The sequence below is a fragment of the Mesorhizobium sp. M0778 genome (genome assembly GCF_040320105.1).
Taxonomy (GTDB): domain Bacteria; phylum Pseudomonadota; class Alphaproteobacteria; order Rhizobiales; family Rhizobiaceae; genus Mesorhizobium.
The window spans coordinates 1-23,159 of the sequence record NZ_JAMYPA010000033.1; the positions used below are offsets into that span (position 1 = coordinate 1).

23 protein-coding genes and 6 pseudogenes are annotated in these 23,159 nt (G+C 59.0%); 15 read left to right on the forward strand and 14 right to left on the reverse strand.

Annotated features, from left to right (window positions below; translation table 11 throughout):
• On the reverse strand, positions 1–724 hold a 724-nt coding region (locus NKI22_RS29190), incomplete at its 3' end, for a TniB family NTP-binding protein (RefSeq protein ID WP_352939818.1).
• A 395-nt stretch (positions 725–1,119) separates the two neighbouring features.
• On the opposite strand from NKI22_RS29190, the gene NKI22_RS29195 reads away from it, so the two are divergent.
• The 7 genes from NKI22_RS29195 (at position 1,120) to NKI22_RS29225 (ending at position 3,863) form a co-directional block, all read left to right on the forward strand.
• On the forward strand, positions 1,120–1,347 hold the full coding sequence (locus NKI22_RS29195; RefSeq protein ID WP_352816096.1) for a hypothetical protein: 228 nt from the start codon (positions 1,120–1,122) through the stop codon (positions 1,345–1,347).
• A gap of 315 nt (positions 1,348–1,662) precedes the next feature.
• On the forward strand, positions 1,663–1,857 hold the full coding sequence (locus NKI22_RS29200; RefSeq protein WP_352595304.1) for a hypothetical protein: 195 nt from the start codon (positions 1,663–1,665) through the stop codon (positions 1,855–1,857).
• A 162-nt stretch (positions 1,858–2,019) separates the two neighbouring features.
• Positions 2,020–2,253, forward strand: a complete 234-nt coding sequence (locus NKI22_RS29205) for a hypothetical protein (protein WP_352791420.1) — start codon at positions 2,020–2,022, stop codon at positions 2,251–2,253.
• A 243-nt stretch (positions 2,254–2,496) separates the two neighbouring features.
• Complete coding sequence (locus NKI22_RS29210) at positions 2,497–2,715, forward strand: hypothetical protein (protein WP_352816094.1); 219 nt, start codon at positions 2,497–2,499, stop codon at positions 2,713–2,715.
• Between the two features lie 182 nt (positions 2,716–2,897).
• Positions 2,898–3,146, forward strand: coding sequence for a DUF982 domain-containing protein (locus NKI22_RS29215; protein WP_352816092.1), 249 nt, complete (start codon positions 2,898–2,900; stop codon positions 3,144–3,146).
• A 220-nt stretch (positions 3,147–3,366) separates the two neighbouring features.
• Entirely contained in the window at positions 3,367–3,612 is a 246-nt protein-coding gene (locus tag NKI22_RS29220; RefSeq protein ID WP_352816091.1) for a DUF982 domain-containing protein, read from the forward strand.
• An 8-nt stretch (positions 3,613–3,620) separates the two neighbouring features.
• A complete protein-coding gene (locus NKI22_RS29225; protein ID WP_352792131.1) occupies positions 3,621–3,863 on the forward strand; it encodes a DUF982 domain-containing protein in 243 nt (80 codons plus the stop codon).
• A 292-nt stretch (positions 3,864–4,155) separates the two neighbouring features.
• Here the strand turns inward: NKI22_RS29225 and NKI22_RS29230 are convergent.
• A pseudogene (locus NKI22_RS29230) lies at positions 4,156–5,167 on the reverse strand (ornithine cyclodeaminase family protein).
• Positions 5,168–5,357: 190 nt separating this feature from the next.
• On the opposite strand from NKI22_RS29230, the pseudogene NKI22_RS29235 reads away from it, so the two are divergent.
• The 3 genes and pseudogenes from NKI22_RS29235 to NKI22_RS29245 all read left to right on the forward strand — a co-directional run bounded on the left by NKI22_RS29235 (position 5,358) and on the right by NKI22_RS29245 (position 9,822).
• Positions 5,358–5,818, forward strand: a pseudogene (locus NKI22_RS29235) (Lrp/AsnC family transcriptional regulator).
• Positions 5,819–6,154: 336 nt separating this feature from the next.
• On the forward strand, positions 6,155–8,053 hold the full coding sequence (gene ligD / locus NKI22_RS29240; RefSeq protein WP_352816089.1) for a DNA ligase D: 1,899 nt from the start codon (positions 6,155–6,157) through the stop codon (positions 8,051–8,053).
• 107 nt (positions 8,054–8,160) lie between these two features.
• Positions 8,161–9,822 (forward strand): DNA polymerase/3'-5' exonuclease PolX, encoded by a 1,662-nt coding sequence (locus NKI22_RS29245; RefSeq protein WP_352816233.1) that lies wholly within the window; start codon positions 8,161–8,163, stop codon positions 9,820–9,822.
• Between the two features lie 21 nt (positions 9,823–9,843).
• Here the strand turns inward: NKI22_RS29245 and NKI22_RS29250 are convergent, their stop codons facing one another.
• From NKI22_RS29250 to NKI22_RS29260, 3 genes are all read right to left on the reverse strand, one after another.
• Entirely contained in the window at positions 9,844–10,482 is a 639-nt protein-coding gene (locus NKI22_RS29250; RefSeq protein ID WP_352816087.1) for a hypothetical protein, read from the reverse strand.
• Between the two features lie 579 nt (positions 10,483–11,061).
• Positions 11,062–11,367, reverse strand: coding sequence for a hypothetical protein (locus NKI22_RS29255; protein WP_352816085.1), 306 nt, complete (start codon positions 11,365–11,367; stop codon positions 11,062–11,064).
• A 545-nt stretch (positions 11,368–11,912) separates the two neighbouring features.
• On the reverse strand, positions 11,913–12,422 hold the full coding sequence (locus NKI22_RS29260; protein WP_352641893.1) for a ferritin-like domain-containing protein: 510 nt from the start codon (positions 12,420–12,422) through the stop codon (positions 11,913–11,915).
• A gap of 531 nt (positions 12,423–12,953) precedes the next feature.
• Here NKI22_RS29260 and NKI22_RS29265 point away from each other — a divergent pair.
• Positions 12,954–13,172 carry a KTSC domain-containing protein gene (locus NKI22_RS29265; protein WP_352816083.1) on the forward strand — a complete coding sequence of 73 codons (219 nt, stop codon included), beginning with the start codon at positions 12,954–12,956 and terminating at the stop codon, positions 13,170–13,172.
• Positions 13,173–13,735: 563 nt separating this feature from the next.
• Here NKI22_RS29265 and NKI22_RS29270 read toward each other — a convergent pair.
• Entirely contained in the window at positions 13,736–14,089 is a 354-nt protein-coding gene (locus NKI22_RS29270) for a hypothetical protein (RefSeq protein ID WP_352456137.1), read from the reverse strand.
• Between the two features lie 454 nt (positions 14,090–14,543).
• On the opposite strand from NKI22_RS29270, the gene NKI22_RS29275 reads away from it, so the two are divergent.
• Positions 14,544–14,732, forward strand: a complete 189-nt coding sequence (locus tag NKI22_RS29275; RefSeq protein ID WP_023718729.1) for a hypothetical protein — start codon at positions 14,544–14,546, stop codon at positions 14,730–14,732.
• A 90-nt stretch (positions 14,733–14,822) separates the two neighbouring features.
• Here the strand turns inward: NKI22_RS29275 and NKI22_RS29280 are convergent, their stop codons facing one another.
• Complete coding sequence (locus NKI22_RS29280; RefSeq protein ID WP_352816081.1) at positions 14,823–15,683, reverse strand: alpha/beta fold hydrolase; 861 nt, start codon at positions 15,681–15,683, stop codon at positions 14,823–14,825.
• 155 nt (positions 15,684–15,838) lie between these two features.
• Between NKI22_RS29280 and NKI22_RS29285 the strand changes: the two are divergent.
• Positions 15,839–16,605 (forward strand): annotated as a pseudogene (locus NKI22_RS29285) (IS5 family transposase).
• A gap of 18 nt (positions 16,606–16,623) precedes the next feature.
• On the opposite strand, the pseudogene NKI22_RS29290 reads toward NKI22_RS29285, so the two are convergent.
• Positions 16,624–17,977: pseudogene (locus NKI22_RS29290) on the reverse strand (IS701 family transposase).
• Between the two features lie 467 nt (positions 17,978–18,444).
• Between NKI22_RS29290 and NKI22_RS29295 the strand changes: the two are divergent.
• Positions 18,445–18,723 (forward strand): annotated as a pseudogene (locus NKI22_RS29295) (aminoglycoside phosphotransferase); the annotation flags it as partial.
• A 168-nt stretch (positions 18,724–18,891) separates the two neighbouring features.
• Here NKI22_RS29295 and NKI22_RS29300 read toward each other — a convergent pair.
• A pseudogene (locus tag NKI22_RS29300) lies at positions 18,892–19,293 on the reverse strand (rhodanese-like domain-containing protein).
• Between the two features lie 431 nt (positions 19,294–19,724).
• Here NKI22_RS29300 and NKI22_RS29305 point away from each other — a divergent pair.
• The gene (locus tag NKI22_RS29305; protein ID WP_352816077.1) at positions 19,725–19,934 is read left to right on the forward strand and encodes a hypothetical protein; all 210 of its coding nucleotides are present in this window, start codon (positions 19,725–19,727) and stop codon (positions 19,932–19,934) included.
• Positions 19,935–20,081: 147 nt separating this feature from the next.
• On the opposite strand, the gene NKI22_RS29310 is transcribed toward NKI22_RS29305, so the two are convergent.
• From NKI22_RS29310 to NKI22_RS29330, 5 genes are all read right to left on the reverse strand, one after another.
• On the reverse strand, positions 20,082–20,312 hold the full coding sequence (locus NKI22_RS29310) for a hypothetical protein (protein WP_352816075.1): 231 nt from the start codon (positions 20,310–20,312) through the stop codon (positions 20,082–20,084).
• A 245-nt stretch (positions 20,313–20,557) separates the two neighbouring features.
• On the reverse strand, positions 20,558–20,716 hold the full coding sequence (locus NKI22_RS29315; RefSeq protein ID WP_352816074.1) for a hypothetical protein: 159 nt from the start codon (positions 20,714–20,716) through the stop codon (positions 20,558–20,560).
• Between the two features lie 230 nt (positions 20,717–20,946).
• The gene (locus tag NKI22_RS29320; RefSeq protein WP_352816072.1) at positions 20,947–21,435 is read right to left on the reverse strand and encodes a hypothetical protein; all 489 of its coding nucleotides are present in this window, start codon (positions 21,433–21,435) and stop codon (positions 20,947–20,949) included.
• 78 nt (positions 21,436–21,513) lie between these two features.
• Positions 21,514–21,858, reverse strand: coding sequence for a hypothetical protein (locus tag NKI22_RS29325; protein WP_352816070.1), 345 nt, complete (start codon positions 21,856–21,858; stop codon positions 21,514–21,516).
• 526 nt (positions 21,859–22,384) lie between these two features.
• Positions 22,385–23,149, reverse strand: coding sequence for an SDR family oxidoreductase (locus NKI22_RS29330; RefSeq protein WP_352816068.1), 765 nt, complete (start codon positions 23,147–23,149; stop codon positions 22,385–22,387).
• Positions 23,150–23,159: the final 10 nt, after the last annotated feature.

Sequence of the window (23,159 nt, forward strand, 5' to 3'; positions counted from 1 at the left end):
CCGCGCAGTTCGGGCGGCGGGCTTTTCCGTCCCGGCTCCAGCGTCTGCTGCAATCGCAGATCACGGTCCGTCCTCGGGGCGAGGAGCGAGCACAGTCTGATCGCGGTGGAACACCATCGTGGAGGGAGGCGACCAACTGTTCCCGGTCGACGCTGGCGAAGCTGGCAAAGCTCCTTGCGCCTGCCGTCGATACCTTGGCGAACGCTAACGCAGAGTAATCTGAAGCTGCTACGAGGTTTTCGAACTGTTCGTTTGCTGCCCATCGGCTCAAGGTGAACTGCTCGAACCGGCGCGCCAGCTGGACGTCGCCGCTGATCGCCTCGCGCGCCTCGTTGACGCCGAAGCAGACGGGCGAGATCTGCAGACGGTCACTGAGAAAGCTTAGCGTGTTCAGCACGATCCGCTGCTCGTGGTAGGATCCGGCGAGGATATTGTCCACCTCGTCGATGACCAGGACCTGCACGCCAATCGCCTCCATGATCCGCAGTGCGGCTTGCTCCATTTGGGCAATGTCGGCGCGCCGCCGTTGCGGTACTCCGAGCAGGGTAAGCAGTTCGGCGTAGAACCGCCGTTCTCGGGCCGGCTGGTCATCTCCATGGCGAGAACCGGTGTTATCAAAGTGCCGGTCGCCGGATTGAAGCTTGGCGGGTGTTCGTCCCTGAACTTCTTCATGATCATGGCTTTTACCCATGCCGCTGTCGCCATAAATTGCGACCGAAGGCATGCGTGCCCCGCGGATACTGAAGGAGCCGGCTCAAACGATCGTGCTCGCGATCGTCCTGCCTCAACCGCGTCATCATCGCCGGCGAGCGCCATAGCCAAACCGGGAGCGCTTATTCTCCACGGAGCACCGGGCATTGTCTGGTTGTGAAGACGGTGCTTGATCACCAGCCGCCTGAGTGTGTCTTCGCTTACGTTATAGTCGTACCTGAACAGATCAATGGCCCTATGGACCGTGATCGCCTCTGCCCGTGGGATGTAGAGCGGACCGAAGCCGTTCGCCTGCTGACGCTGTTTTGACAGGGAGCGCATCGGTCATTCGGCCCATCGCGCCTTTCTGCGGCCCGCCGTTTCGCCCGACATGAGGGAACGATATCGCCCCCCATGTATTAGAAACCGATGGACACTCTGGAACCCCACGGCCACGGGATGGCGGCCGATCTTTTGACATCGGAAGTTGCCAATGCCAGGCAGCGCATCCACCGGACCGAGTTCGCGCTTCAACGCACTGAAGAAATGCTGGCCGAAAATCTCGCGCTGTGCAGCAGGATACGAACTGCGGTCGAGGCCGCAGACCGCTTGATGAAGATCGATCCCCCCAGCTTTGAAGGACGTCGCGCGGGTTGAACTGGGCCGGCGTTTCATTCGTCGCGACCTTGCGGCACCCTGCCGCAAGAGCCTGCCCTGTCGGCATCACAGCGTGAGCAAACATTGACAGAAGCATTCCACCATTCACGATGTACAACACCGACGCTAGATCGACACGAATCCTCAGTTCAAAGAGCGAGGATTAATGCTGCGGCAAACGAAGGGGCACGGGCGTCTTCGCGCGAGCCAGTTATCCGATCTCCCGCTCAAAAATTTCTACCAAATATTCCGACCACCTGATGGAACCCATTCGTCGCGAGCGAGTTGCGGCTCATTGGGACGGACTTCCCGTACATGACAACCAGCAACAAAGCAGACCATCAGTCTGTCTCCAAAGCGTTTCGGAAACTGATCCGTTCCGAAGGCTATCGTCATCACGTACAAACGTTCTTAAATCTGGAGGTCGAACCAGAACTGCCGCCAACGTTACAGTCATTACTTGCGGCTATTGACCAGGCAAAACAGGGGTCGACGGAAGAAGGTCCTTAGCGGGCCGGCTGAGCGTCAAAGCGAAAGAGTACAGAGGCTCGCTCGCTCCGTGCTTGTTTCTCTGATTCCGGCTCAGAAATTTCTACCAAACATTCTTCTTGATGTTTCCCGACAAAGGATCATGAATGTCCCCGTGGGTTATCGCTGAGGTGGAGGCCTCGGATGAACGTTCGGATGAACTGCCGACCCATCAAAGTGACTGCCAATGAGCTTGTTGAAGAGCTGATTTTACAAGCTCGGCGCGGCCAAATCATCATCATCTCCGTCAAAGAGACTATCGCCGCGGTGCGACGAGACGGGCCACATCTGGTGGAAAGTGAGTGCGAGTTGGTGGAGCTTATTGTCGATATTGCTCCAGCCTTCGGCATGTTCGTCGCGTTCGACGTTCGCGAATAGCCCTCATGGCTCTCCACTGGTTCAACCCTCCAATCTACGGCAGGACCGAAAGCACCGGGGGACGAAAGGCGAATCGAGGCGCGCTCTAGGGGGCTTCGCGCGAGCCAATGTATCAGAACTCTAGCCAGAAATTGCTCACTGTTGCGGCCCAGCACCGTACCAATTGTACAATTCGTACATGGTCTTGATGCCGCTCAGGTAGCGAGTAGAGTACTCTTTCGGCGTGTCCCTGGGGAGGGCTGGATGAGCGTCGCGCGAAGGGTCGGTCCGCTTCTAGAACAGGCAATCACTGTACTCCTCAACAGGGCGGACCGTCGCGACACGGTCTCGATCAAAGCGGCACTACGCGAAGCTCGGGAGACTGTGCCTTATTTGGTGGCCTCCGACGAAGAACTAACCGAGGCGATCGTCGAGGCAGCAACTGCCATGGGCCTCTGCGTGGCTTTCGACGGTCGCGAGTAGCTGTCAGCCAACTTCAGTCTGTGGCATCGCAACGGAGGCGCACCCTCTTGCGCCGTTTTCAATAGTCAGAGGTAATCCGCAATTACCTTCGCAGGATGCTAGATCTGCCTGTAGAACGGAAGCTGCCGGCTGAGCAAAAGTATTTGCTGGAGGAACTTGATCGGGCCGACAAAGAGTGACGTATGGCTCTCCACTGGTTCAACCCTCCGGTCCCGGTCAAGACCGAGCGTCCCGGGATCATCCACAACGTCAACAACGCCGAGACAGCCGGCGAGGAGCTGATGAAGTGGACCAAGCGTGGCCCTTGCTGGGACCTCGCGGTGCGCGTTTGCATGGCCGTGATTTTCGACGAGATGGAACCTGAGGAGGCCCGCAAGGCATTCCTGGCTGCTGCAAAAGAGGAGGGGACATTACTCCCCCCAATGACATAGCTGAATTGGATGGGTATAAGGTTCTAGGTGTCTCTGACCAAAACCGCCTTCGCGAAAGGAGCCCGCCGCCGGTGAGGGAGAGGCGACGGACCCCGCCACAGCGGCTGCACATCCGAGAAGGACCACTGCAACCTCTAAACCCGCGAGGGCCTACATCGTTCCCTTAGCTGCGGCTAAAGCGGGGTTGGTCAGCGGGCTCTTGCCGCTCTAAGTTCCCCTTATGGGTCCCCTCTGGTTCGCTCCCCCGGTCTACGTGAAGACGAAACGTCCGGGCATTCGCAATGGGGTCAGCCACGTCGAGGGAGCCGCCGAGGAACTCATGGCGTGGGACACAAAGGGCCCGAGGTGGACCGAGGCGGTCCAATCCTGCGTCGATGCGTTCGAGGGCAGAGCCTCCCCCCAAGAGGTCCGTGAAGCCTTTGAGGCGGCTGCCAAGGAGGCCAACGTGTATCTCTCCCCTGAGTAGGAGGTATCATGGCGTCCATCTGGTTCGTCCCTCCGGTGTTCGTGAAGACTGAAACCGGTGTCAGGCATGGCTGCAACAATGCGAGGGCAGCCCTTGAACAGCTCAAGACGTGGACCCGGAGAGGACCTCGCTGGCACAAGTCGGTGGCCCTCTGCCTGTCAGCTCTGGAGGGCGATCCGATTGACCCCCAGGTGATACGAAAGGCTTTTGAGGCTGCCGCTAAGGAGGCCAAGATGTATCTTTCTCCGTAGGAGGAGGTGTCATGGCAACCCATTGGTTCTCCCCTCCGGTGTACGTCTAGACTGACCGACCTGGGATCACTTACGGGTGCAACAATGTCGAGAGTGCCGCCGAGGAACTCATGAAGTGGACCAAGATGGGACCTAAGTGGAGGAAGGCTGTGCAACTGTGCGCCGACGCCTTTCAGGACCGTGTGACTCCGGAGTGCGTCAGGGTTTCGAGGCTGCTGCCAAGGAGGAGGGGGTGCTCCGTGAGTAGCAGGCCGGTGCCCATGGCTATGTTGGGAGGGACCCGCTAGGCTGTCTAATGCTGACCAAGTCCTGTCTGGCCGTCGTCACTCTCGCAGCAATCGTCCTGTGGCTCAGATAAGAGTCCCCATGATCTAGAGCGAGATAGCTCGGCCCGCACCCAGGCGTTTGGCCTCGCGGTAGCGAGGTCGGCTGCCACCATATCTTCCATGGCGACGCCCATCGCCTTGTAGATCGTGATCTGCTGATCTGACGTCCGACCTGGTCGCTGACCCAGCAGCATCGCCCCAAGTTCGGTGCCTGCCTCGGGATCAATATTTGCAAGCTCGCAGCAACCCACGGGTGTTGGCGAGAAGGAAGCCTGCGTCTCAACGAAGAGGTTGCCGCGAGCGATCAAATCGATCGGAAGTTCGCCGCCGGGCGGCGCGACACCAACCGAGGACACGTGCGTTCCCGGTTGCACCCATTGTGCAGATATCACGGGCACGTAGGAGTGCGTCGCGAGACACACAACATCTGAAGAGCGTACCGCGGCCTCGAGGTCCTCGACGGCAGTGATATTTGAATGATGTGAAGCCAGCGCCTGCGCATCGGCAAAATCCTTCGAGAAAACTCGGATTTTCCTGGAAATCTCGAACGAGCGGCAACAGGTGAAGGTGCTGGCTGGCTTGCACGCCGGCGCCGACGACGGTCGCGACCTTGGCATCACGCCTGGCGAGCTCTCGCACCGAGAGAACGGCCGAGCCAGACGTGGGTATGGCCGTAATGTAGGTGCCATCCATGATGCAAACAGGCATTCCTGTTTCTGGATCGAAGAGATGTATTGTTGCGAGGTGACTTGGGATGCCCCGGCCGATATTGCCTTCGAACACATTGACTAGTTTTACGGTCAAATGCATGCCCTTCATCCAGGTCGGCATCGCCAGCGAATAGCCTGCATTCGGAATATCGGGTTGTGGCCGCGCTGGATTGACGACACGACCGTCGGAAAGCGCTTTGAACCCGACCGCTAGCGCGTCGAGCAGCTTACGCAGGTCGATACATCTTTTGATCTCCGCTTCGCTCAGGAGAGAATCTTGATCTCCCCTTTTGCATCAATGTTCGAGGCGGGTTGTTGGCTGTCCATGATGTTGCTTGCCTTCATTACAGTTGATGTGTTCCAAACGTATTGCGGCAAACTGGCGTGATCAAATATGATAATTTCGATTTCTTTGCGTGATTATCGCGCATTTTGCCAAGACAAAGTGTGAATCCAAAATGAACGATCTGGACCGTGTCGACCGGATGCTGCTCAAGCTTTTGAAAGAAGATGGTCGGCGAGCCGTACTTGACCTCGCCGAACGCGTTGGGCTGTCACCGACCGGCGCATCATAGCGCATCAAGCGCCTTTTCAGCGAAGGCTTTATCCGCGCCGTCCGGGCTGTGATCGAACCCTCGAAGACAGGACGCGGCACCCTCGTCTTTGTCGAGGTAAGGCTCGATCACACCGCGCCACACGTCTTCGACCGCTTTGCGGAGGCTGTTGCGACGGCACCCGAAATCATCGAATGCCATATGGTGATTGGTGGTTTCGACTACCTGGTCAAGCACGAATAGCTGACATGGCGACGTTTCAGGAATTCCTGCAGCGGGTCATTCTGCCGCTTCCTGGTGTCAGGGAAACGCATAGCTTCGCATCGATCGGTGATGTGAAGCCCGACGCGTTGTTGCCGCTTTGACGCCTGCGGATCGTCCTATCGATCAGACAAGTGTTCGCACGACCTAGGGGACCGGAACCGGAATGTCGGGCTTCTAAAGCCGATGGCAGAAAGCGGATACGCTGTGGCGGCATTTGAGGGCACGTTCCTGCTCTTGATTATTGCCTGTGAGCTGTGCACGAAAATCGGGAATGGAAGGGCCGGAGGCAGGAAGCACGGCCTCAGGCCGAGGCGCTAATCAAGCGGGTCGGTAATGATCGCGAAAAGCTCAACACGGCCGGCAGCGAAACTAAAGAAGTAGTCGCGCGTTGGATGGCGGATAACGCTGTTTCGTCTCTGAGTATGGTTTAGGTCAGAGTGGTTAAGCCAACGTCGCGTAAGGCAATCAATGGATCGAGCGCTAGTCAAGCGAAGTCGCCCGCTCGTGACGAGGTCACTTTAGCGCCGCCCGCTTTCCGGCCGGTCCAGCTCGCAACGCTCGTGGACACGGTCCCTGCCGGCGATCGTTGGATCCATGAGATGAAATACGACGGCTATCGTATTCTCGTTGCCGTCGGCGGTGGCGAGGCGCGAGCCTACACACGATCTGGTCTGGACTGGTCTAGCCGTTTTTCCTCGATCCTCTCCGAGGCTCGCAAGCTCAAGGTGCGCTCCGCCCTGATTGACGGCGAGGCCGTGGTTGTCGATGCGGAAGGAAGATCTAACTTCCAGGCGCTTCAGAATGCATTGAAGGGTGCCCCGGCGACTATCGACTTTTATGCGTTCGATCTGCTGCAGCTCGACGGCGAAGATCTGACAAGGCTTTCTCTTCTTGAGCGCAAGGCGAAGCTGGAGGCGATCTTGCCTGCGAAAAATCCGGTCCTTCGTTACTCCGACCATATCCTCGGCCGCGGAGAAGAGCTGCTCGATCGGTTCTGCGCTGCCGGCCTTGAGGGCGTGATCTCAAAGCTCGCGGATTCGAGTTATGTGGCGGCCCGCGGCGCAAGCTGGCTGAAGATCAAATGCATCAGGCGGCAGGAATTTGTGATTGTCGGCTGGACGCCGTCCGACAAGGTGCGCGCGTTTCGGTCCTTGATCCTTGGCGTTCATGTCGGCGGCAAGCTGCGTTACGCCGGGAAAGTCGGCACCGGCTTCGATACCGCTGAACTTCTTCGTCTCTTGAAGATCATGGCGCCGCTTGAGCAGAAGGCCGCGACCGTCGACGCACCACGCGCCGAAGTGCGCGGCGCACACTGGCTGCGTCCTAAACTGGTCGCTGAGATTGCTTTCACCGAAATGACAAATGAAGGGACGTTACGACATCCGAGCTATCTTGGTCTCCGCGAAGACAAGAAGCCGGAGGCGGTCGTGCTTGAGAGGGAACGTCATGCAGCCGATCTCGGAGCGTCTGCGACAACCGCCATCACGATAAGTAACAGTAACCGCATCATCTATCCGGAATCCAACATCACCAAGGGACAGCTCGCCGACCATTACGCAGCGGTCGCGGCGATCATGCTTCCTTGGGTTGGCAGGCGGCCGATCAGTCTGGTTCGATGCCCACAGGGCCGCGCGAAGAAGTGCTTCTTCCAAAAACACGACGCCGGCAGCTTTGGTGACAAAGTTCACCACGTCGGCATCATGGAGAAGGACGGGCACGAGGAACCATATCTCTATGTCGACGATGCCGACGGACTGATGACTTGCGTCCAGATGGGAACGATCGAGCTACATGGATGGGGGGCTCGGATCGAGGATGTCGAAAAAGCCGACCGCCTCGTGTTCGACCTCGACCCCGATGAAGGCCTCGATTTTGAGGCCGTCCGCGCCGCTGCCTTTCAGTTCCGCGCTATCCTTAAATCGTTGGGACTTACGAATTTCCCGATGCTAACGGGAGGCAAAGGAGTGCACGTCATCGCGCCGCTCACCCCTGACGCCGAGTGGCCAGAGGTGAAGGACTTCGCGTCTCGCCTGGCGCAGGCGGTCGCCCGGAGCGATCCGGCCCATTTCACGGCCGTGTTGTCAAAGGCGCGCCGCAAGGGTCGCATCTTTGTGGACTATCTACGCAATCAGCGCGGGGCGACCGCGATCATGCCCTACAGCGCAAGATCACGTCCGGGCGCTCCTGTCGCCGCACCGATCACGTGGGCGGAGATGAAGACAATAGATGCGCCCTCTCATTTCCACGTGGGCGATGCTCCTGAATTAAGGAAACGCGCGGCCTCCAAAGCTCTGGCAGGATGGGGTCGCGCTGACCAATCCTTGCCCAATCTGTAGCGTCCGACGCGGGAAGAGGCAGTAAAGCCGGGATTCAAAGGGCAACGCGGCGCTCATGGCCTTGCCTGATTGGAACCTGCGGAGATCGGCCTCGTTTGGCTGAAGCCATGGCAAAAATCGATCCGAGGACCGCCGCCAGTCTTCTGAGGGAATACGCGCAACGGGCGTCTATGCGCGGCGACAATCCCTATCGCACAAAGGCATACTTGCGCGCGGCAGACAGTCTGACGGCGCTGTCGCAGCCGCTTGATCGGATCATCGCCGCCGGCGCCCTCACCAAGATCCCGGGGATCGGTGACGCGATCGCAGACATCGTGACCAAGCTCTACCAAACCGGCACGCACCCACGCCTTGAGAAGCTGCGCGAGGATGTTCCAGCGGGCGTGATGGAGCTGTTTGCCATACCCGGGCTTCGTCCCGACAAGATACTGAAGCTTCATCAGGCGCTCGGGGTAAACTCGCTGGCGGAGCTCGAGGCCGCAGCAAGAGAAGACCGCATACGCCCAGTCAAAGGCCTCGGCGCCGCGCTTCAGACAAAGCTCCTGCAGAACCTGGCCATCGTGCGAAGCGGCGAAACGCAACTTCACCTGCACAAGGCCGCCGCTCTTCTCGAACATGCGGTTCTATCGGTGAAGCAAGAGCATCCAGAGCTTTCGCGCGTCGAAATTGCAGGTGACTTCCGGCGCGGTTGCGAGCTCGTTTCCGACTTCGTTCTGGTAGCGCAAGGCAGAAAGTCGACTGGAATCGAGGATACGACCCTCAGACTTGTTTTCACGGACAGGAAGCACTTTGGCGCGAGCCTGCTCGAAGCAACCGGTTCGGCAGGCCACCTTGAGCAACTGAAGACGTTCGCGGCCGACAAGGGATTCACCCTAAACGCCAACGGGCTTCATCGCGGGAGAAAGTTGATCGCGTCAGCGACAGAAGAAGAAATCTACCAAGCGCTAGAATTGCAGTTTATCGAGCCTGAATTGCGCGAAGGCAAGGGCGAGATCGAGCGAGCGGCAAAGCAGAAGCTACCCGCCCTCATTCGGGATGAAGATCTGCATGGCATCCTGCATTCTCACACGACCGCATCCGATGGCACCGAAACGCTTGAGGCAATGGCTGAAGCCACGCGCAAGCGCGGTTTCGAATACTATGGTGTCGCCGATCATTCGCAGTCCGCTCACTACGCAGGCGGCCTTTCGTTGCAGGGGATTGCTGAACAGCACCGCGAAGCTGACCGGCTGAACAAGGCATACAATGGAAAATTCCGCATACTGAAGGGCATCGAGGCGGACATCCTGGCGGATGGCTCGCTCGATTACCCGAATGATATCCTGGAGCAGTTCGATTTCGTCGTCGCGAGCGTGCACAGCCGCTTCAAGTTGCCCAAGAAGGAACAGACGGAGCGTATCATTGAGGCGATCGGAAATCCTCGGACGACAATCATCGGGCACATGACCGGTCGCCAGCTGTTGCGCCGGCCCGGTTATGATCTCGACGTCGACAAAGTCCTCAAAGCGTGTGCGAAACACGGCGTCGCTGTCGAAATCAACGCACATCCGTGGCGACTCGACCTCGACTGGCGCTGGCATCAAACGGCACTCGATCAGGGCTGCATCTTCAGCATCAATCCGGACGCTCATTCAATCCGCGAGCTCGACCACATGCATTGGGGTGTCGAGATGGCGCGCAAGGGCGGTGTCCCTGCGAAGCGGGTCCTGAACGCGATGCGTTTGGCGGCCCTCCTTGCGCATCTCGCACGGCGCAGGCAAACGTCCTAACCTGCTTGTGCGCCCGGCCTATCATCGCAGGAACCCGTCATTCTCAAAATCTTCCCAGCCGCGCAAACTGGAGTGCGAGTTCTCATCGGGGCCATAGCCAGCGGAAGCTGCAGTTCCGCGACCGCTTCTTTGAGCACGTTTCAAAGCGGCCTTCCCCGCGGCTCGCCGCCTATTCTCTGCAGCTGTCGCTGCGTCCTGTTCGCGCCAGACCGTAACCAAGTCGCGGTCAAGCACATCCTCCACGTGCTGCGGGTCGAACACGTGAAAGGTGATGTTCCTTGCCCGCCCGCGGAGTTTCACCGTTTTCGTCCCGGCGCTCTGCAAGCGACCATCTTTCAGCCAACGGTGCCGTTCGGCCGTCGAGATCGTCAGAATGTCCTCGATTTCACGGGGGATTACAGGCAGGTCTTCGATATTCTGCAGTGCATTGGATACGATCCCGAATACCACCTGCACATCATTCTCGGTGCCCTCAGACAGGCGCAGGGTAAGCACGCGGGACTCGATGTGGAGCAGTTTCCTGAACTCCGTTGGAAGGCGGGCGCGTATTTCAAGGAAAATACCCCTCGCTCTGACGGACGATCCGAGCGTTGCAGCCGGGGTTAAAGGCCACTCTCCAATCAGCTTCGCTGCTGCATTGATTTTTCGGCGTGTGGACATGCCCCTTTATATAGGTCACCGATTGTCGGCAGCGATGAGCCGATCGCAAAGCCAGCAGAGTTCTAATCCGCCAGCGGTCTGAACCATGATGCCCAAAGGCGCAACCACGATTGTTAGCGGGGCCGCTGATTGTCGTCGCCTAGCGCTTACCGACAATTGTGCTTCGCCCGTTCCGGGCTTCCTTGTGGGTGCCGGGACCAATATGTGATCTCCATAATGCGTAAGAGCCGGAGGCCCATCGCCGGCGACAAGGCGATCATCGCAGAGAAAGGTTACGATCGATCGGATGCCCGCGGCCTTCACGCGAAATGTTGCTGGGCGCCTCCTTCGACAGCGCGCCCATGCGAGACGTCCTGGCCGGGCGCGCCGCCTGTTTGCCGAGAGCGACGATCGCGAATGCGCGAACGGCTGGACGGCAGGTGAAGCGGGGTCGCGATAGGCGCACATCGGACTTGCTAGCCGTCGAACTCCGGCTTATCCGTTCGTCCGCCCCATATCCGGCTGGACCGCGCTGCGCCCTTGGGCTGTTCAAAGGCGCTTGCATCCTATGCCGACATCGGCCGTTGTATCGCCGGAGCGTCAACCCGCTGAAGTCCGGCGCTGCTTTCTCAGCCGAGTGATCGCCGACTTGTCGACCGTGATCACCCCGCCGCAGTCAATCCGTACAGTGAGTTTGTTTGCTCCGCGATCGATGCGGGTGACGTCCCCAACAAGAACCACTCGGTCGCCGGCCCGGACTTTGGGCGGCGGATCAATCGTATAAGGATGGTCATACGAAGGAATGCTCACCCTGGCGCGCCCGCTGGGGAGAATCGTGATGACCATACTTGCTAGCGCAACCTCATCGCCGACCTCAAATTCGCGAGGCATGTTAACGTGCAGCATGGTGTTCCTCCCGATGCTTTCCTAATTGACGCTTTGCTAAATTAATGCCCGGCCAACCAGGTTGGTTGCTTGCAATCGACTTCGGCGGTTCAATTCCAAGCTGGTATGCACTCCCAGTTGGCCTCGGATCGGCCTTGGTGCGTCAAATTCTGCAGAAAATGGGTTGACCTTCAGCGATGACTTTGGTGCGTCCCGCCCAGCTACGTGTTAGCGGAGCGGCGGACTTCCTCTCGGTTGGCGATGGCCATAAACGCGGAGCGTGGAGCGGAAATCGATCTTTCGCCTTCAGGTACGTCGTTCCGGTAAATTCGAGGAACGCCGACGCCGGAAGCAGGTATCGAGCGCGCTTTGATGCTACGGCAACGCCTACAAGCAATTTTCGCTATGTTCTCTTTGGCGGCAATGATCGATGGGCACCCTCGATCGTTGCCGTCCGCCGCCGCTCCTATTCAGTTCCAAGCCGGAGCTCGCTCGTCGACATCGGAGCCGGTGTTAACCAGCTTCCGCGCCGATCCCTCACTTCACGATCGCTACGTTCCCACCGATCACCGCTTGGCGCTGTCGCTGTCCGCTTCGGCCCGCGCAAGGAACTGCTCGGTCGTTGAGGCAAGATGGGTTTTCAGCCAATCCGCCATCGCGACTTCCTCTCGCAGGTTTTCTTCGCAAGCCCGAAGAACCTCGGTTTCGCCGAGCGATCGAGCAGCGGCAATCAGGATCGTGTAGGAGGCGATTTCCATGTGCTCGAACGTGTAGCTCGCCAGCGATCCTTTCATCACCTCGTCTCCGGCGAAGACACCGCTCAGCGATTGCGCCATCGCCGTCAGCTTGCCGCCAGCGTCCTTCATCGTGGATGAACCCTCGTCCATCTGATCGAGACAAGTCCTCAGCCGAGCGGCCTGCTGCTTGGTTTCGTCGAGGTGCTGTCGGATCCGGTCGCTCAGTTCGGGATAATTCTCGATACGACGCAACTGCCCGTTCAACATCGTCTCTGCCTGCTCTTCCATGGCATGAGCGTCTCTAAGCCATTGGACAAACCATTCCCGGCTTTCTGACATTTCGAATCTCCTTTGCTACTTAAGGAAAAACTTTCGGAAGAAGACATTGTTCCGGAGCAAAGCCCGCCGAACGGCCCTTGACAGTCCCAGAGGATCAGCGACGTAGCGGATCTCAATTCACCTCACGAAGATTCCTCAGCAATGCGGGTGAAGGCCAAGATGGCGGAAGATCGGCGCAAGGAAAACGGGCCATGGACGCGAGACGCGCCGATCAACCACACCTGCTCGCCGCTGCGCGTTCCATTACAAAGTCCAACTGGCACTGGCCCGCTTCCTCGCCATCCCACGCGGCGACGAATTGAAGCGCCCCGCATGGCATACCGCGACCGCCGTCTGTCGTCCCGGGCAAGTAAGAACGGCAAGCAGATGAAACTCCCAGTGCTCGGCGAAGCTGAAGCGGTTTCTTGAGGAGGCACTGATCGCGGCCGCTGGCGCTCCGCATTGAGCCTCGTGCCTCACCGCACCATCACGTTCGCAAGGAACGCGACGGCCTCTCCGCTCGTTGATTGCTTTTCGAATCGAGCCGCCGTCATGCCCTCCATATCGATACGCAAAACGGAATACGATCCCGACAGAAGAATCCTCTCGGTCTGGTTCGTGGCCAGCGGTAAGCGGTACGAGTTTGAGGGGGTACCGCCGGAAACTTTTGCCGCTTTCCGGGCGGCATTCGCCAAGGGCCGCTATTTCAACGACCATATCCGCAACAATTTCCGCTACCATCTGGTTGCGACCCATAGCGACCCGGGATGACCTACCTGCCGGTGTCTCAATCGTCCTGTCGCTCCAACCGGCGGTTGGTGGACGCGTCGCCGCTGTTGCCCTAAGTTCGCTTTCGGTCCGCGCGCACCTCGCAAAGCCCACCCCCGAAGTCCCTGCCTGGTGCAAAGGCGCTTGATCAGTCCCGCCGCCCTGGCAGTGTGCGGCGGGATTTTTTGCGCTCCAGGTGGAACACCGGGGCGCGGGCAAGGTTCGGTGCACGCAGTGCATCCTCCATACGATATTGCTGCACGATCGGCTGACTCCGATCCGGCCCGCGTCTCCTCAATCCAGAGACGCGGGCTTTTGACGAATGTCTGTGGATTAGCGCGCCATCAGGTCTGTTCAGCGCTAGAGTAGAGGCGATCGCGTATCTATCTGACCGAAAGCAAACAGAAGCGAGGCGTGCCCCACTGAAAGCACAAGCAAGCGCAAAGGTTCCTAGACTGATGCTCGGCTGGCGGCAACTTGCTCGCCAGCCGAGTTGAGTTCACGCGGTGGTCGGGGGAGACTGGCCAGCCACACGCTGGTCATTCCAACCTGTGCCGATGTGCCAATCAGCAACCTTCGTCGGTCTTTTTCACCTGGCCCGGCGCCGCGGTGTTGGCGGTCGTGTCCTGCTGACCTGGCGCAGCCTGCTGAGCGCTGCCAGTCTGCTGGCCGGGCGCGCAGTCTCTGGCCGAGTTCGGATTTGTGGTGCCGCTGGTGGTGGTCGTGTCGGTGCCCTGATCGCCGGACATGTTGGTCCCGCTGCTCGTCGTGCCGGTGCCCTGATCGGTCGTGCTGGGCATGGTTGTCGTGGTCGAGGTTCCGCTGGTCGAGGTTCCGCTCGAAGTTCCACTGGTCGTCTGGGCAAAGGAAAGCCCGGCCGACACCGCTAGCACGGCCGAAGCCAAAAGGATGCGTTTCATCTTCTTTCTCCTGTCTGAATGCGCGGGATGCGCCTGGCAAATCGAACAGGCAGACAGAAGGAGTGTTCCCCGATGAAGTTCAACTTTTGTAACTCTGGTCGTAGGTCAGCCTTAGGATGGCTGGCGTATATTAGAAGCCTCTTGAAGAAGACACTGCCCGCACCAGAATCCATGGCATGGCTCGGGGAATAGGCATTGGTGACCAAGTGGCAATTACTGCCACGGTTCGAAGGCGGATAACAGAGGACCGCGTAAGCGTCTCTATCCCAGGTTACGAGTTCCCACATTCCATCATCGACCACACCAAGGTGAACCGAGGCCAGCAAATTGACCTGAAAGGCGAGGTCACGCGCATCGACGAGGACACCGTGACGATCGACCTCGGGCCACTAGTCACGGTCGACCGTGACAAGCGAGAAATATCGGCCGCCAAAACGACCGAAGGCACTTGTCGATGCCCCGGATTAGAACCGACAACATCGCCACAGGCTATAAGGGCAGGCCGCATGACGGGCCGGTAGAGGACGAATCGAAGCACTTTATCTACTGCCCAGTCTGCGGCCAAACCTTCGACGCGCGCGATCTTGGACAGGTGTTCCACCACGCTGAGCCGCAGCACGAGCCGCTTCCGGTCGAGCAATAGTCCAGCTAGGCCGTGAATTCATAAATGCGGAGGATGGCGGGAAGCCGACTGGCTGCCATCAGGAGAGGCCGCGGTGGATGCCGACATTAGCTATTCGTCGTGAAAGAATGCACCTAATTCGGCAGCCAGTGCCTCTGGCACCTCCTCCGCCATGTGGTGGTGGCAGTTGAGGCTGTTTCCTTGAACATTTGAAGACCATTCCCGCCATATGGCGATGAAGTCGCCATGCAACTCCTCCAGGTCATCGTAAGCTGACCATAGCACGAGCAGCGGACATTCCAATTTTCGGCCTGCGGCTCGGTCGTCCTCGTCATGTTGTCGGTCTATGCCTAACCCGGCCCTGTAATCCTCGATCATGCCGTGGACCGTCGCCGGATCGTGGATCGAGGCGAGAAAATCAGCGTAAGCCTCAGCGCCCATCTCCGCGGGATCACCGCCGTACCATGCATCTGGATTGGCAAGGATAGCTTGCTCCGGTTTTTCAGGCTGAGCGAAGAAGAACCAATGCCACCATGCCGATGCGAACCGAGCGTCACATCGTGCCAGCGCATCGCCGATCGGAATGGCTTCAAGGATTGCGAGGCGGCTGACGGATGCCGGATGATCCATTGCTGTCCGAAAAGCGGTGAATGCCCCACGATCGTGACCCACAAGTCCGAAGCGATCGAAGCCAAGATAGTCCATAAGCGCTAAGCAATCGCGGGCCTTGGACCTTTTAGACGAGCCCGAATGGTCAGGCATGTCAACGGGCTTGGAAGACTGGCCGAAACCGCGAAGATCAGGGCAAACTACGGTGTATTCCTCAGCCAAAATCGGCGCCACGCGATGCCAAGTGGCATGGGTGCGAGGATGACCGTGCAACATCAGAAGTGGTGGGCCCCCTCCACCAACCCGCACTCTGAGCGTCGCTTCCGGAAGTTTGATCTGCTCCAGCGAGAAACCTTCAAACACGCAACTCCCTCCATTCGCAACATTTGTTAAACGTGTAAACGGAGAGGCAGTTCAATGTCGGCTTCCGCTGGATCTGAACTTGCCTCGTATGTCCGAGAAGGATCGTTTGTCGACTGGCGGTTTCAAATTGGAGCGGAATCTGATTCAGGTTCAGCATGAGCCGATATGACCTGACCGAGTTCGAATGGCGCGTGATCGAGCCACTGTTGCCCAATAAGCCGCGAGGGGTGCCGCGCGTCGATGATCGGCGGGTGCTGAACGGCATCTTCTGGGTGCTGCGATCGGGTGCGCCATAGCGCGATCTGCCTGAGCGATACGGCCCACGCACAACCTGCTACAATCGCTTTGTCCGATGGCGGAAAGCAGGTGTGTGGGATCGCCTCATGGCCAACATTACCAAAGCCCATGACGGTGAGGTGCAGATGATCGACACCTCCATTGTTCGCGTCCATCAGCAGGGTGCGACGGCAAAAAGGGGGATCGAGATCATTGTCTCGGCCTATCCCGAGGCGGGCTGACAACCAAAATCCATGCTCTTGTCGACGCGAAAGGCAGGCCGATCAAGCTGATGCTTACGGCAGGTCAGATGAGTGACGTCGCTTCCGCAGCGGACTTGATCACGGATTTGCCCGAGGGTGCCATGCTGCTCGCAGACAAGGGCTATGATGCCAATGCCTTGCGCACTGTCGTCACCGAGCGAAAGGCATGGGCCAACATCCCGCCCAAGGCCAACCGCAAGGACCCGATGTGCTTCAGCCCCTTCCTCTACAAGGCACGCAACCTCGTCGAAGGCTTCTTCAACAAGGCCAAGCACTTCCGTCGCATCGCAACTCGATATGACAAGCTGGCAGAAAACTACCTCGCTGCCCTCAAACTCGTCTGCGTCCGTATTTGGCTACGCGGTAATGAGTCTACGTCCTAGCACTACTTTGGCAGATTTTTAGCGGAGATGGTTCTGCGGCAGTGGGGACGACGGATTGGGGGCGGCTGCGCGAGCGCGGTGAGGATGGCTTGCCTGACGGCGGGTAGGCTCGGTTGGGGCGGCGGGCCGAGGATTCTTTTTTCCCCCTCCCGCTTGTTTGAGGCGGCGAGATTGCAGGAAGGCGTAGGCGATCATCGTCATCAGCGCGTGCCGGTGCAGGCCCGTCCATGAGCGCCCCTCGAAGTGGTCGAGGCCAAGTTCCTCCTTGAGCTGCTGATGCGCCTGTTCGCAGACCCAGCGCGCCTTGATGGCGCCTGCGATCTGCTTGAGCGGGGTGTCGGCGGGCAAGTTGGAGAGGTAGTATTTGCGCTCGCCGGTCGAGCGGTGCTCGCCGATCACCCAGACCTCCTCGCCAGGCAGATGCTGAGCGCCCATGTCGCGGATGCGCTGGGGTGGGCCATCTGCAACCCGGACACGGACAGCGGCGAAGCGGGCCGAGAGGCGGCCTTTGGTGCCACGCCGCCAACTGACCGTCCGCCATTGGGCTTTTTCCAGCATCGCCTGCGCGGCCATCGACTTCACATCGGGGATATGCCGGCGGCGCGGGCGGCCGTGTCCGGCAACGGGGAAGATCATCGCCACGTCGGCGGCATAGACCTTCTGCTTGAACGGGATACCGACGGCCCAGGTAAGGCCGCGCTCGGTGAGCGCCTGCCGGAAGGGGGCGCTCAAGCCATATCCGGCATCGGCGAGCACGCAGCCAAAGCGTAAGCCGGCTGCGCGAGCCCGGTCGATCTCGGCCAGCGCGATTTCGGGCTTGGTCCTGTAGGCACGATGGTCCTCGGGCACACCGGCACGGTCGAGCCGGGCGGGATCGGAAGTCCAGCTCTCGGGCAGAAACAGTCGCAGCCCCACCATGACCGGCACTTCGCCAGAGGCCAGCGTCAGCGACACCAGCGTCTGGCAGTTGGCGTTCTTGCCAAGTGCCGAGGCATATTGCGGCGCGACGCCGACCGAGTGGCGCCCCTTCTTGGGGAGCGCGGTGTCGTCCACGATCAGCCACGCATCGTTCCCGCCAACTTGTCTGTCGGCCTCCGCGAGCAGCACCTTCTCCAGCGGCGCAGCATCCCACACGCCGCTCGCGATGAAGTGGTGCAGCTGGTCATAGTTGACGCCTGCGTCGCGCGCAGCCATCGGTTGGACGCTCTTGCGATCCCCAAGGCCAATCAGCCCAGCAATATAGGCCGGACACATCCGCGCACGCGTCTTGTGCCTCAACGCCGAGACGAACGGCTCAAGCCACCGCTCCAGATCGAGTTGCCAATCCCTGTTCATGGCCGGCCCCTCCAACAGCCGACCTCTCATGAATCACGCAAAACCGCTCTTGGGAATCCTCGAAACGCTCCCGGAACTAAAAATCTGCCAAAGTAGTGCTAGTTGAGCTCCGGCGGCAGACCGACGTTGAGACCCTTCAGCGCGCCACACGTTGGATGAGAAAAGGGTGCTGCGTGCACCGCGCCTTCCCCGCGCTCCGATGTTCCACCTGGACCGCAACCCGCCGCACTGCCAGAACGGCGGGACCGATCAAACGCTTTGCACCAGGCGGGGGGATGCGGGGGTTGGGCTTGTCAAGTGAGCGCGGACCGCAACCAACCTAAGCGCAACAGCGGCAACGCGTCCACCGACCGCCGGTTGGGAGCGACAGGACGACGGTGCGAAGCGTCAGCGGAGCGACGTTTGCACCTTTCGCTCGATGATCGCATTTTCGATGTCGATGTCGATGTCGATGTCGATGTCGATGTCGCTGACGCTAAGCTTTCTCACGAACTCCGCGTACCGCCAGGCTGGCGTTCGTCAATCGACCTCCTGCAAGCCGAGACGGGAACCAGGATCGACCTTGCCGCGATGCCGCCGGACGGCGTTGCCCGATGTAGGGCAGCGTGGTCGCGGCTCGTCGGGCGCAGGACATGTGTTGTTCATGGCGACCCTAACAATCCGGCTGGTCTCGAAGAAGCCGCCCATGACATTGCCGCTCAGGCGTCAGCCGCTTGGGAAGCCGCTGTTTGTTGGAAAACGATTACGCAATCAAGACGGCTCGCCGAAGTTAGAGCCCTTTGATCGATGGCTAATGGCGGAATAGCCCAATAATTGTTTATCGCGCTCGGCAACGAGGAGTTTGACCGGGTCTCGAAGAAGGTTCGGCGCTCCGTTCGAACGTAGCAAGCTCCACAATCAGTCCATGAAGCCGAGCGGCATCGCCTGGCGATGCAACTCGGATCGCAATGGTCACGTGTCTGAATCTTTCGCCAACTCGAAGCCTTCATCGAGCCAACCGTAACGCCGCCAGCCATGATCTTCACCGGGCGACCGAGCTCCGCAAGGCGAAGCGCCCCCCGGGCGGCACCGTTGCAGTGAGGGCCGGCGCAGTAGGTGACGAATACGATTTGGTCGGACCAGCGCTCCAGCTTTGAGCGGACAATCTTGCCATGGGGCAAGTTGATGGCCCGGGGAAATGACCTTGGGCGAACATCGAAGGGCTGCGGACATCGAGGAGGACGAAATCGGGTTCGCGCGACAGCGCATCATGAACATCCCACAGTCCGTTTCGAAGGTAAATTCGGCTGAGAAGTGTGGTTCGCGTGCGATTTCGCTCGGAGCAGCAGGAGCGGCTGTGACGGCAGAGGACAAGGTGATCTCCTTTCTGTTCGGCTCTGCATTTGGCTGACTAGGATATCATCTTGCAATTGGCACGAATGACATACTACGGGTATATCATGCCAAACACGAACGGCCCTCTCGTTGTCGCGCTTCGATGGCCGCGTGCAGACTTTCGAGAAGGGGACGCGGCCAGCGGCAAACGGTACGAGTTTGAGGGCGTACCGCCGGAAACCTTTGCCGCGTTTGGGCCGCGTTCGCTAAGGGCCGCTATTTGAACGACCACATTCGCAACAACTTCCGCTACCGTCTGGTCGCGAGCGATAGCGACGGGGGATGACCTGACCTGTCAAAACCCTATAGAGCTTCTGTCGTTTTCCGCGCCTGCGGTTTCAGGAACCGGGGGCGATTTAGGTGTATGGTAACTCTGCACGGACAAAATCCTGTGGCGAAGGGGGTTTGTCATGCCGATACATCGAAAAGCCGAAAATGCTGGTGTTTTCAGGCCATCCGAGATGGCGCTGCTGGGCCGCGTTTTCGATCGGTTGAAGGTCGACGCTCAAACTGAGCATCAACGTCAAGCGCTCGCGTCCCGGATCATTGCAAATTACATGGCCGGGCTAGTGGACGAGGAAGAACTTCTGTCGGCTTCCCGACAGCCGCTTGGACGGTAGGCGATTGACAGATCCCAATGGATCGGTTGGGCTTCCATCATTCCCGTAACTTCTCCGAAAGGGCGGAGATGCTCATCTGTTCGGCCGATGCGCATGTCACAGAAGACTTTTATCCCAAACTGGGGGGCTGACCCCAACCCGGACAGTCTACCCCTTGCCCGCTGGCTTCTGCTGGCGGGCCTTTTTGAATGAGAGCCGAAGCGTAGCTTCTATCCTGGCGGTCTTTAGTAAGCGCGCCTCGCGTAGCAATGACGCGTGGTCAGTTCCGATCGTTTCGATCAGCTCGCGCGCTTGACTCTCCGTTATGCCAGTTTCCTTGGCTAGGAACTTCGCCTGAAAATCCTTCAATCGCTCGTGGTCTGACCTGTCCTCGCCCATGTGAGGCTCCTTCAGATACCGAACCCCTGGATCCGGACCTTGTTCCTCGCTCGGCCGCTTCGGGCTTGGAAATCTTGCGCTGTCCAACTCTGGCAAATATAAGCTGCAGGATACCGAGAAGAAGCAGCCTAATGCGCGTCACAATCTAGTACGCCATGAGCGCCCGTGGGACGAACTCCTTGTAAAGTGGATAGGGTTCGACCCGCCCGAAACGTCTGTGCCCACGTTTGATTCCGATGAGCGAGTTAACGCATAAGCCGTTCGAAGACGCCAAGCCGCCAGGCATCAGCAGCACCGAGATTGAGGAAGACACCGGCAGCCTTCATTAGGCGATGCTCGACGCGATCGTTCATCTCAACGACGGAGTGGCCGACTGAGCGATGCAGGTGCAGACCTGCGCCCACAAATAAACATCCGCCGGCTGCAGAAACACTGCGCCATCCTCATGCGACGAGTTCATTTAATCGCGACACCGCCTGCCCAGGACGCTCAGTGGCTTGTTCGAGCGACCAATGAGAATAGCCAGCTTTCCACCATCTCGGCTATTCGCGGTAGTCGGCTGAAACACATCGTCGGCTCTGCAGGGAGGCGGCGGTCGTAGAACTGCCAAAGCGCGAAATATCGGCTTGCCCGACTAGCTTTGCGCCTTCAGCAGACGCTCTAGCGTTGAGAAGTCCCTCATGTCGCGGTAGGGGGTCAGGTCAAGATCCTTCGGGATCTTCTTGAGCTTCTCTTCGGAGATCGGTTTCTCGTTCTTTTTGTTGACGGCCTGGTAAGCGGACCAGCCAACACCCGCCGCCTTCACCGCATCGCGTTCGGCCCGAAGGGCGATTTGATGCGCGTGAAGATAATGAAGCCCGAGTTCGTCCAGGAGGGCCTTTTCAACGATCTCGTGCGTTAGCAGAAATGGGGCAAGCCGAACTTTGGCCGATTTCCAATCCATAGTGCGCGGCATATGGCGATCGATATAAATCGTCTTGCCATCTTTGCTGTAGCCGGCAATGTAGGGGATGTCGAAATCGTGAACGATCTGCACCCGACGGTGCAGCGCCCGCACAACATCGCCCAGTACAGCATCGTTGACGTCTTCGGAAACGTGGCGGACTTCGTCTTCAAGCTTCATTTTTCCACACTGAGAGTAGCGGGGCTTTGCTCCCATAGACCGGAACCTTCCGTGGACGGCCAATCTTGCGCATCGTTTCTAGTGCCCGAAACCTGCCGGTTCCGCGCGCAACTCCAAGCACCTCATGTCTGCGCGAAAGGTAATGAACGTAGTGGTAGATGCCGTCCCGCCAGCTGTCACGCCAACCATTGGCCTCGAAAGCTCTTCCAGCACGGCCGCGGAGTCGAATTGCTCCATCGGCTTCACCGCCGCACAATAGATGATAAATGGCCAGCACGGGTGGTTCGGCACGAGGCCATCATCCTTGAACCGAAACTCAAGTGGCTTCTTCACCTTCACCAGTTCGGCGAGTTCTTGCTTTCTCGGTCGCGCAATACCCGACGCCTGCTCGGCAGTTTTCTTCACGCTCTCAAGAATACCCACGGCGAATCCTTGCGCTGGATGAGACAGTATACAGAGCGGTGGGGAACGCCTCCGCTCTGGCTCAACTCAACCAGCGGCACCGCACTTTGTTCCTTTGCCGGACGGCCGCGGTCAAGCTGCGGCCGCGAGCTGACCAATAAGGGTTTAATTATTTGGAGATCCGAGTTCAGCGGCCATGGCGCTCCTCTCTCGGAGTCGGAGCATCATCGGTTTGCTGGCGATCTCTTGCTCGGCGCGCGGCACGTGCCTTCGAGGCAGGCAAGGCGTGTTGAGATAATCCGCTTCGTGAGCCTCACCGTAGTGCTGGAGAATCTTCGCGTCCTCTGTATCCTCCGCAGGCAGCAACGGCTCGGATGCGCGCACCGCACCTCATGGATCTTGATTGACGTCCCCGTACGATCCAACAGCAGAAGCAGAGGAGTCATCGCCATTTGCTAGCGATCGCGACAACTCGCTGAACATCCGCATGGCTTTGTGGGTGATGGAGAAGCGAAAGGACATGCTTGCCCCAGGCATCGCCAGTCATTCACACCGTCACTGTGATGCCGCCGTCCACGTAGAGAGTGTGCCCGTTGACGAACGAGGAGGCGTCGCTGGCGAAAAACACTGCAGCCCCGATCAGTTCTTCAACGTTGCCCCATCGACCGGCCGGCGTGCGCCGTTCCAGCCATGCGGAGAACTCGGGTTCGCGAACGAGAGCTTCGTTGAGCGGCGTCTTGAAATAGCCAGGCGCAATGGCATTGACTTGCAAGCCATGTTTTGCCCAATCCGCACACATGCCTCGGGTCAGATTTCTGACAGCCCCTTTTGTCGCCGTGTAGGGCGCGATACCCGGACGAGCCAATTCGCTCTGGACTGAGCCGATGTTGATGATCTTCCCGCGGCCGCGGCTAATCATGCCTTTGGCGACGGCTTTGCTCACATAGAAAATGCTGGAGAGATTGGTTCGAACAAGATCGTCCCATTTCTCTTCCGGGAAATCCTCCAATGCTGATCGATGCTGGATGCCGGCATTGTTGATGAGAATGTCGATCGAACCAATCGAGGTCTCAATCCGCTCGACCCCCTGTCGCGCAGACCGGGCATCCGTGACGTCGAAGGCCGCCACCTCCACCGACAGACCATCCTTGAGCAGATCTGTGGCGGCGTCCTTCAACGGCTGCTCACGGCGACCGTTCAGGACAATCAGGGCACCAAACTCCGCCAGGCCACGGGCAATCGCCAGGCCAATGCCCTGGCTCGAGCCCGTAATCACGGCAATCTTACCGTCGAGGTCGAAAAGCGATCGCATCTGCGTTTTC

Bases quoted from the DNA above. Each gene is read 5' to 3' on its own strand.
- NKI22_RS29195 (WP_352816096.1), top strand. From the start codon at position 1,120: ATGGACACTCTGGAACCCCACGGCCACGGGATGGCGGCCGATCTTTTG.
- NKI22_RS29200 (WP_352595304.1), top strand. From the start codon at position 1,663: ATGACAACCAGCAACAAAGCAGACCATCAGTCTGTCTCCAAAGCGTTT.
- NKI22_RS29205 (WP_352791420.1), top strand. From the start codon at position 2,020: ATGAACGTTCGGATGAACTGCCGACCCATCAAAGTGACTGCCAATGAG.
- NKI22_RS29210 (WP_352816094.1), top strand. From the start codon at position 2,497: ATGAGCGTCGCGCGAAGGGTCGGTCCGCTTCTAGAACAGGCAATCACT.
- NKI22_RS29215 (WP_352816092.1), top strand. From the start codon at position 2,898: ATGGCTCTCCACTGGTTCAACCCTCCGGTCCCGGTCAAGACCGAGCGT.
- NKI22_RS29220 (WP_352816091.1), top strand. From the start codon at position 3,367: ATGGGTCCCCTCTGGTTCGCTCCCCCGGTCTACGTGAAGACGAAACGT.
- NKI22_RS29225 (WP_352792131.1), top strand. From the start codon at position 3,621: ATGGCGTCCATCTGGTTCGTCCCTCCGGTGTTCGTGAAGACTGAAACC.
- NKI22_RS29245 (WP_352816233.1), top strand. From the start codon at position 8,161: ATGGCAAAAATCGATCCGAGGACCGCCGCCAGTCTTCTGAGGGAATAC.
- NKI22_RS29250 (WP_352816087.1), bottom strand. From the start codon at position 10,482: ATGTCCACACGCCGAAAAATCAATGCAGCAGCGAAGCTGATTGGAGAG.
- NKI22_RS29255 (WP_352816085.1), bottom strand. From the start codon at position 11,367: ATGCTGCACGTTAACATGCCTCGCGAATTTGAGGTCGGCGATGAGGTT.
- NKI22_RS29260 (WP_352641893.1), bottom strand. From the start codon at position 12,422: ATGTCAGAAAGCCGGGAATGGTTTGTCCAATGGCTTAGAGACGCTCAT.
- NKI22_RS29265 (WP_352816083.1), top strand. From the start codon at position 12,954: ATGCCCTCCATATCGATACGCAAAACGGAATACGATCCCGACAGAAGA.
- NKI22_RS29270 (WP_352456137.1), bottom strand. From the start codon at position 14,089: ATGAAACGCATCCTTTTGGCTTCGGCCGTGCTAGCGGTGTCGGCCGGG.
- NKI22_RS29275 (WP_023718729.1), top strand. From the start codon at position 14,544: ATGCCCCGGATTAGAACCGACAACATCGCCACAGGCTATAAGGGCAGG.
- NKI22_RS29305 (WP_352816077.1), top strand. From the start codon at position 19,725: ATGCCGATACATCGAAAAGCCGAAAATGCTGGTGTTTTCAGGCCATCC.
- NKI22_RS29310 (WP_352816075.1), bottom strand. From the start codon at position 20,312: ATGGGCGAGGACAGGTCAGACCACGAGCGATTGAAGGATTTTCAGGCG.
- NKI22_RS29320 (WP_352816072.1), bottom strand. From the start codon at position 21,435: ATGAAGCTTGAAGACGAAGTCCGCCACGTTTCCGAAGACGTCAACGAT.
- NKI22_RS29330 (WP_352816068.1), bottom strand. From the start codon at position 23,149: ATGCGATCGCTTTTCGACCTCGACGGTAAGATTGCCGTGATTACGGGC.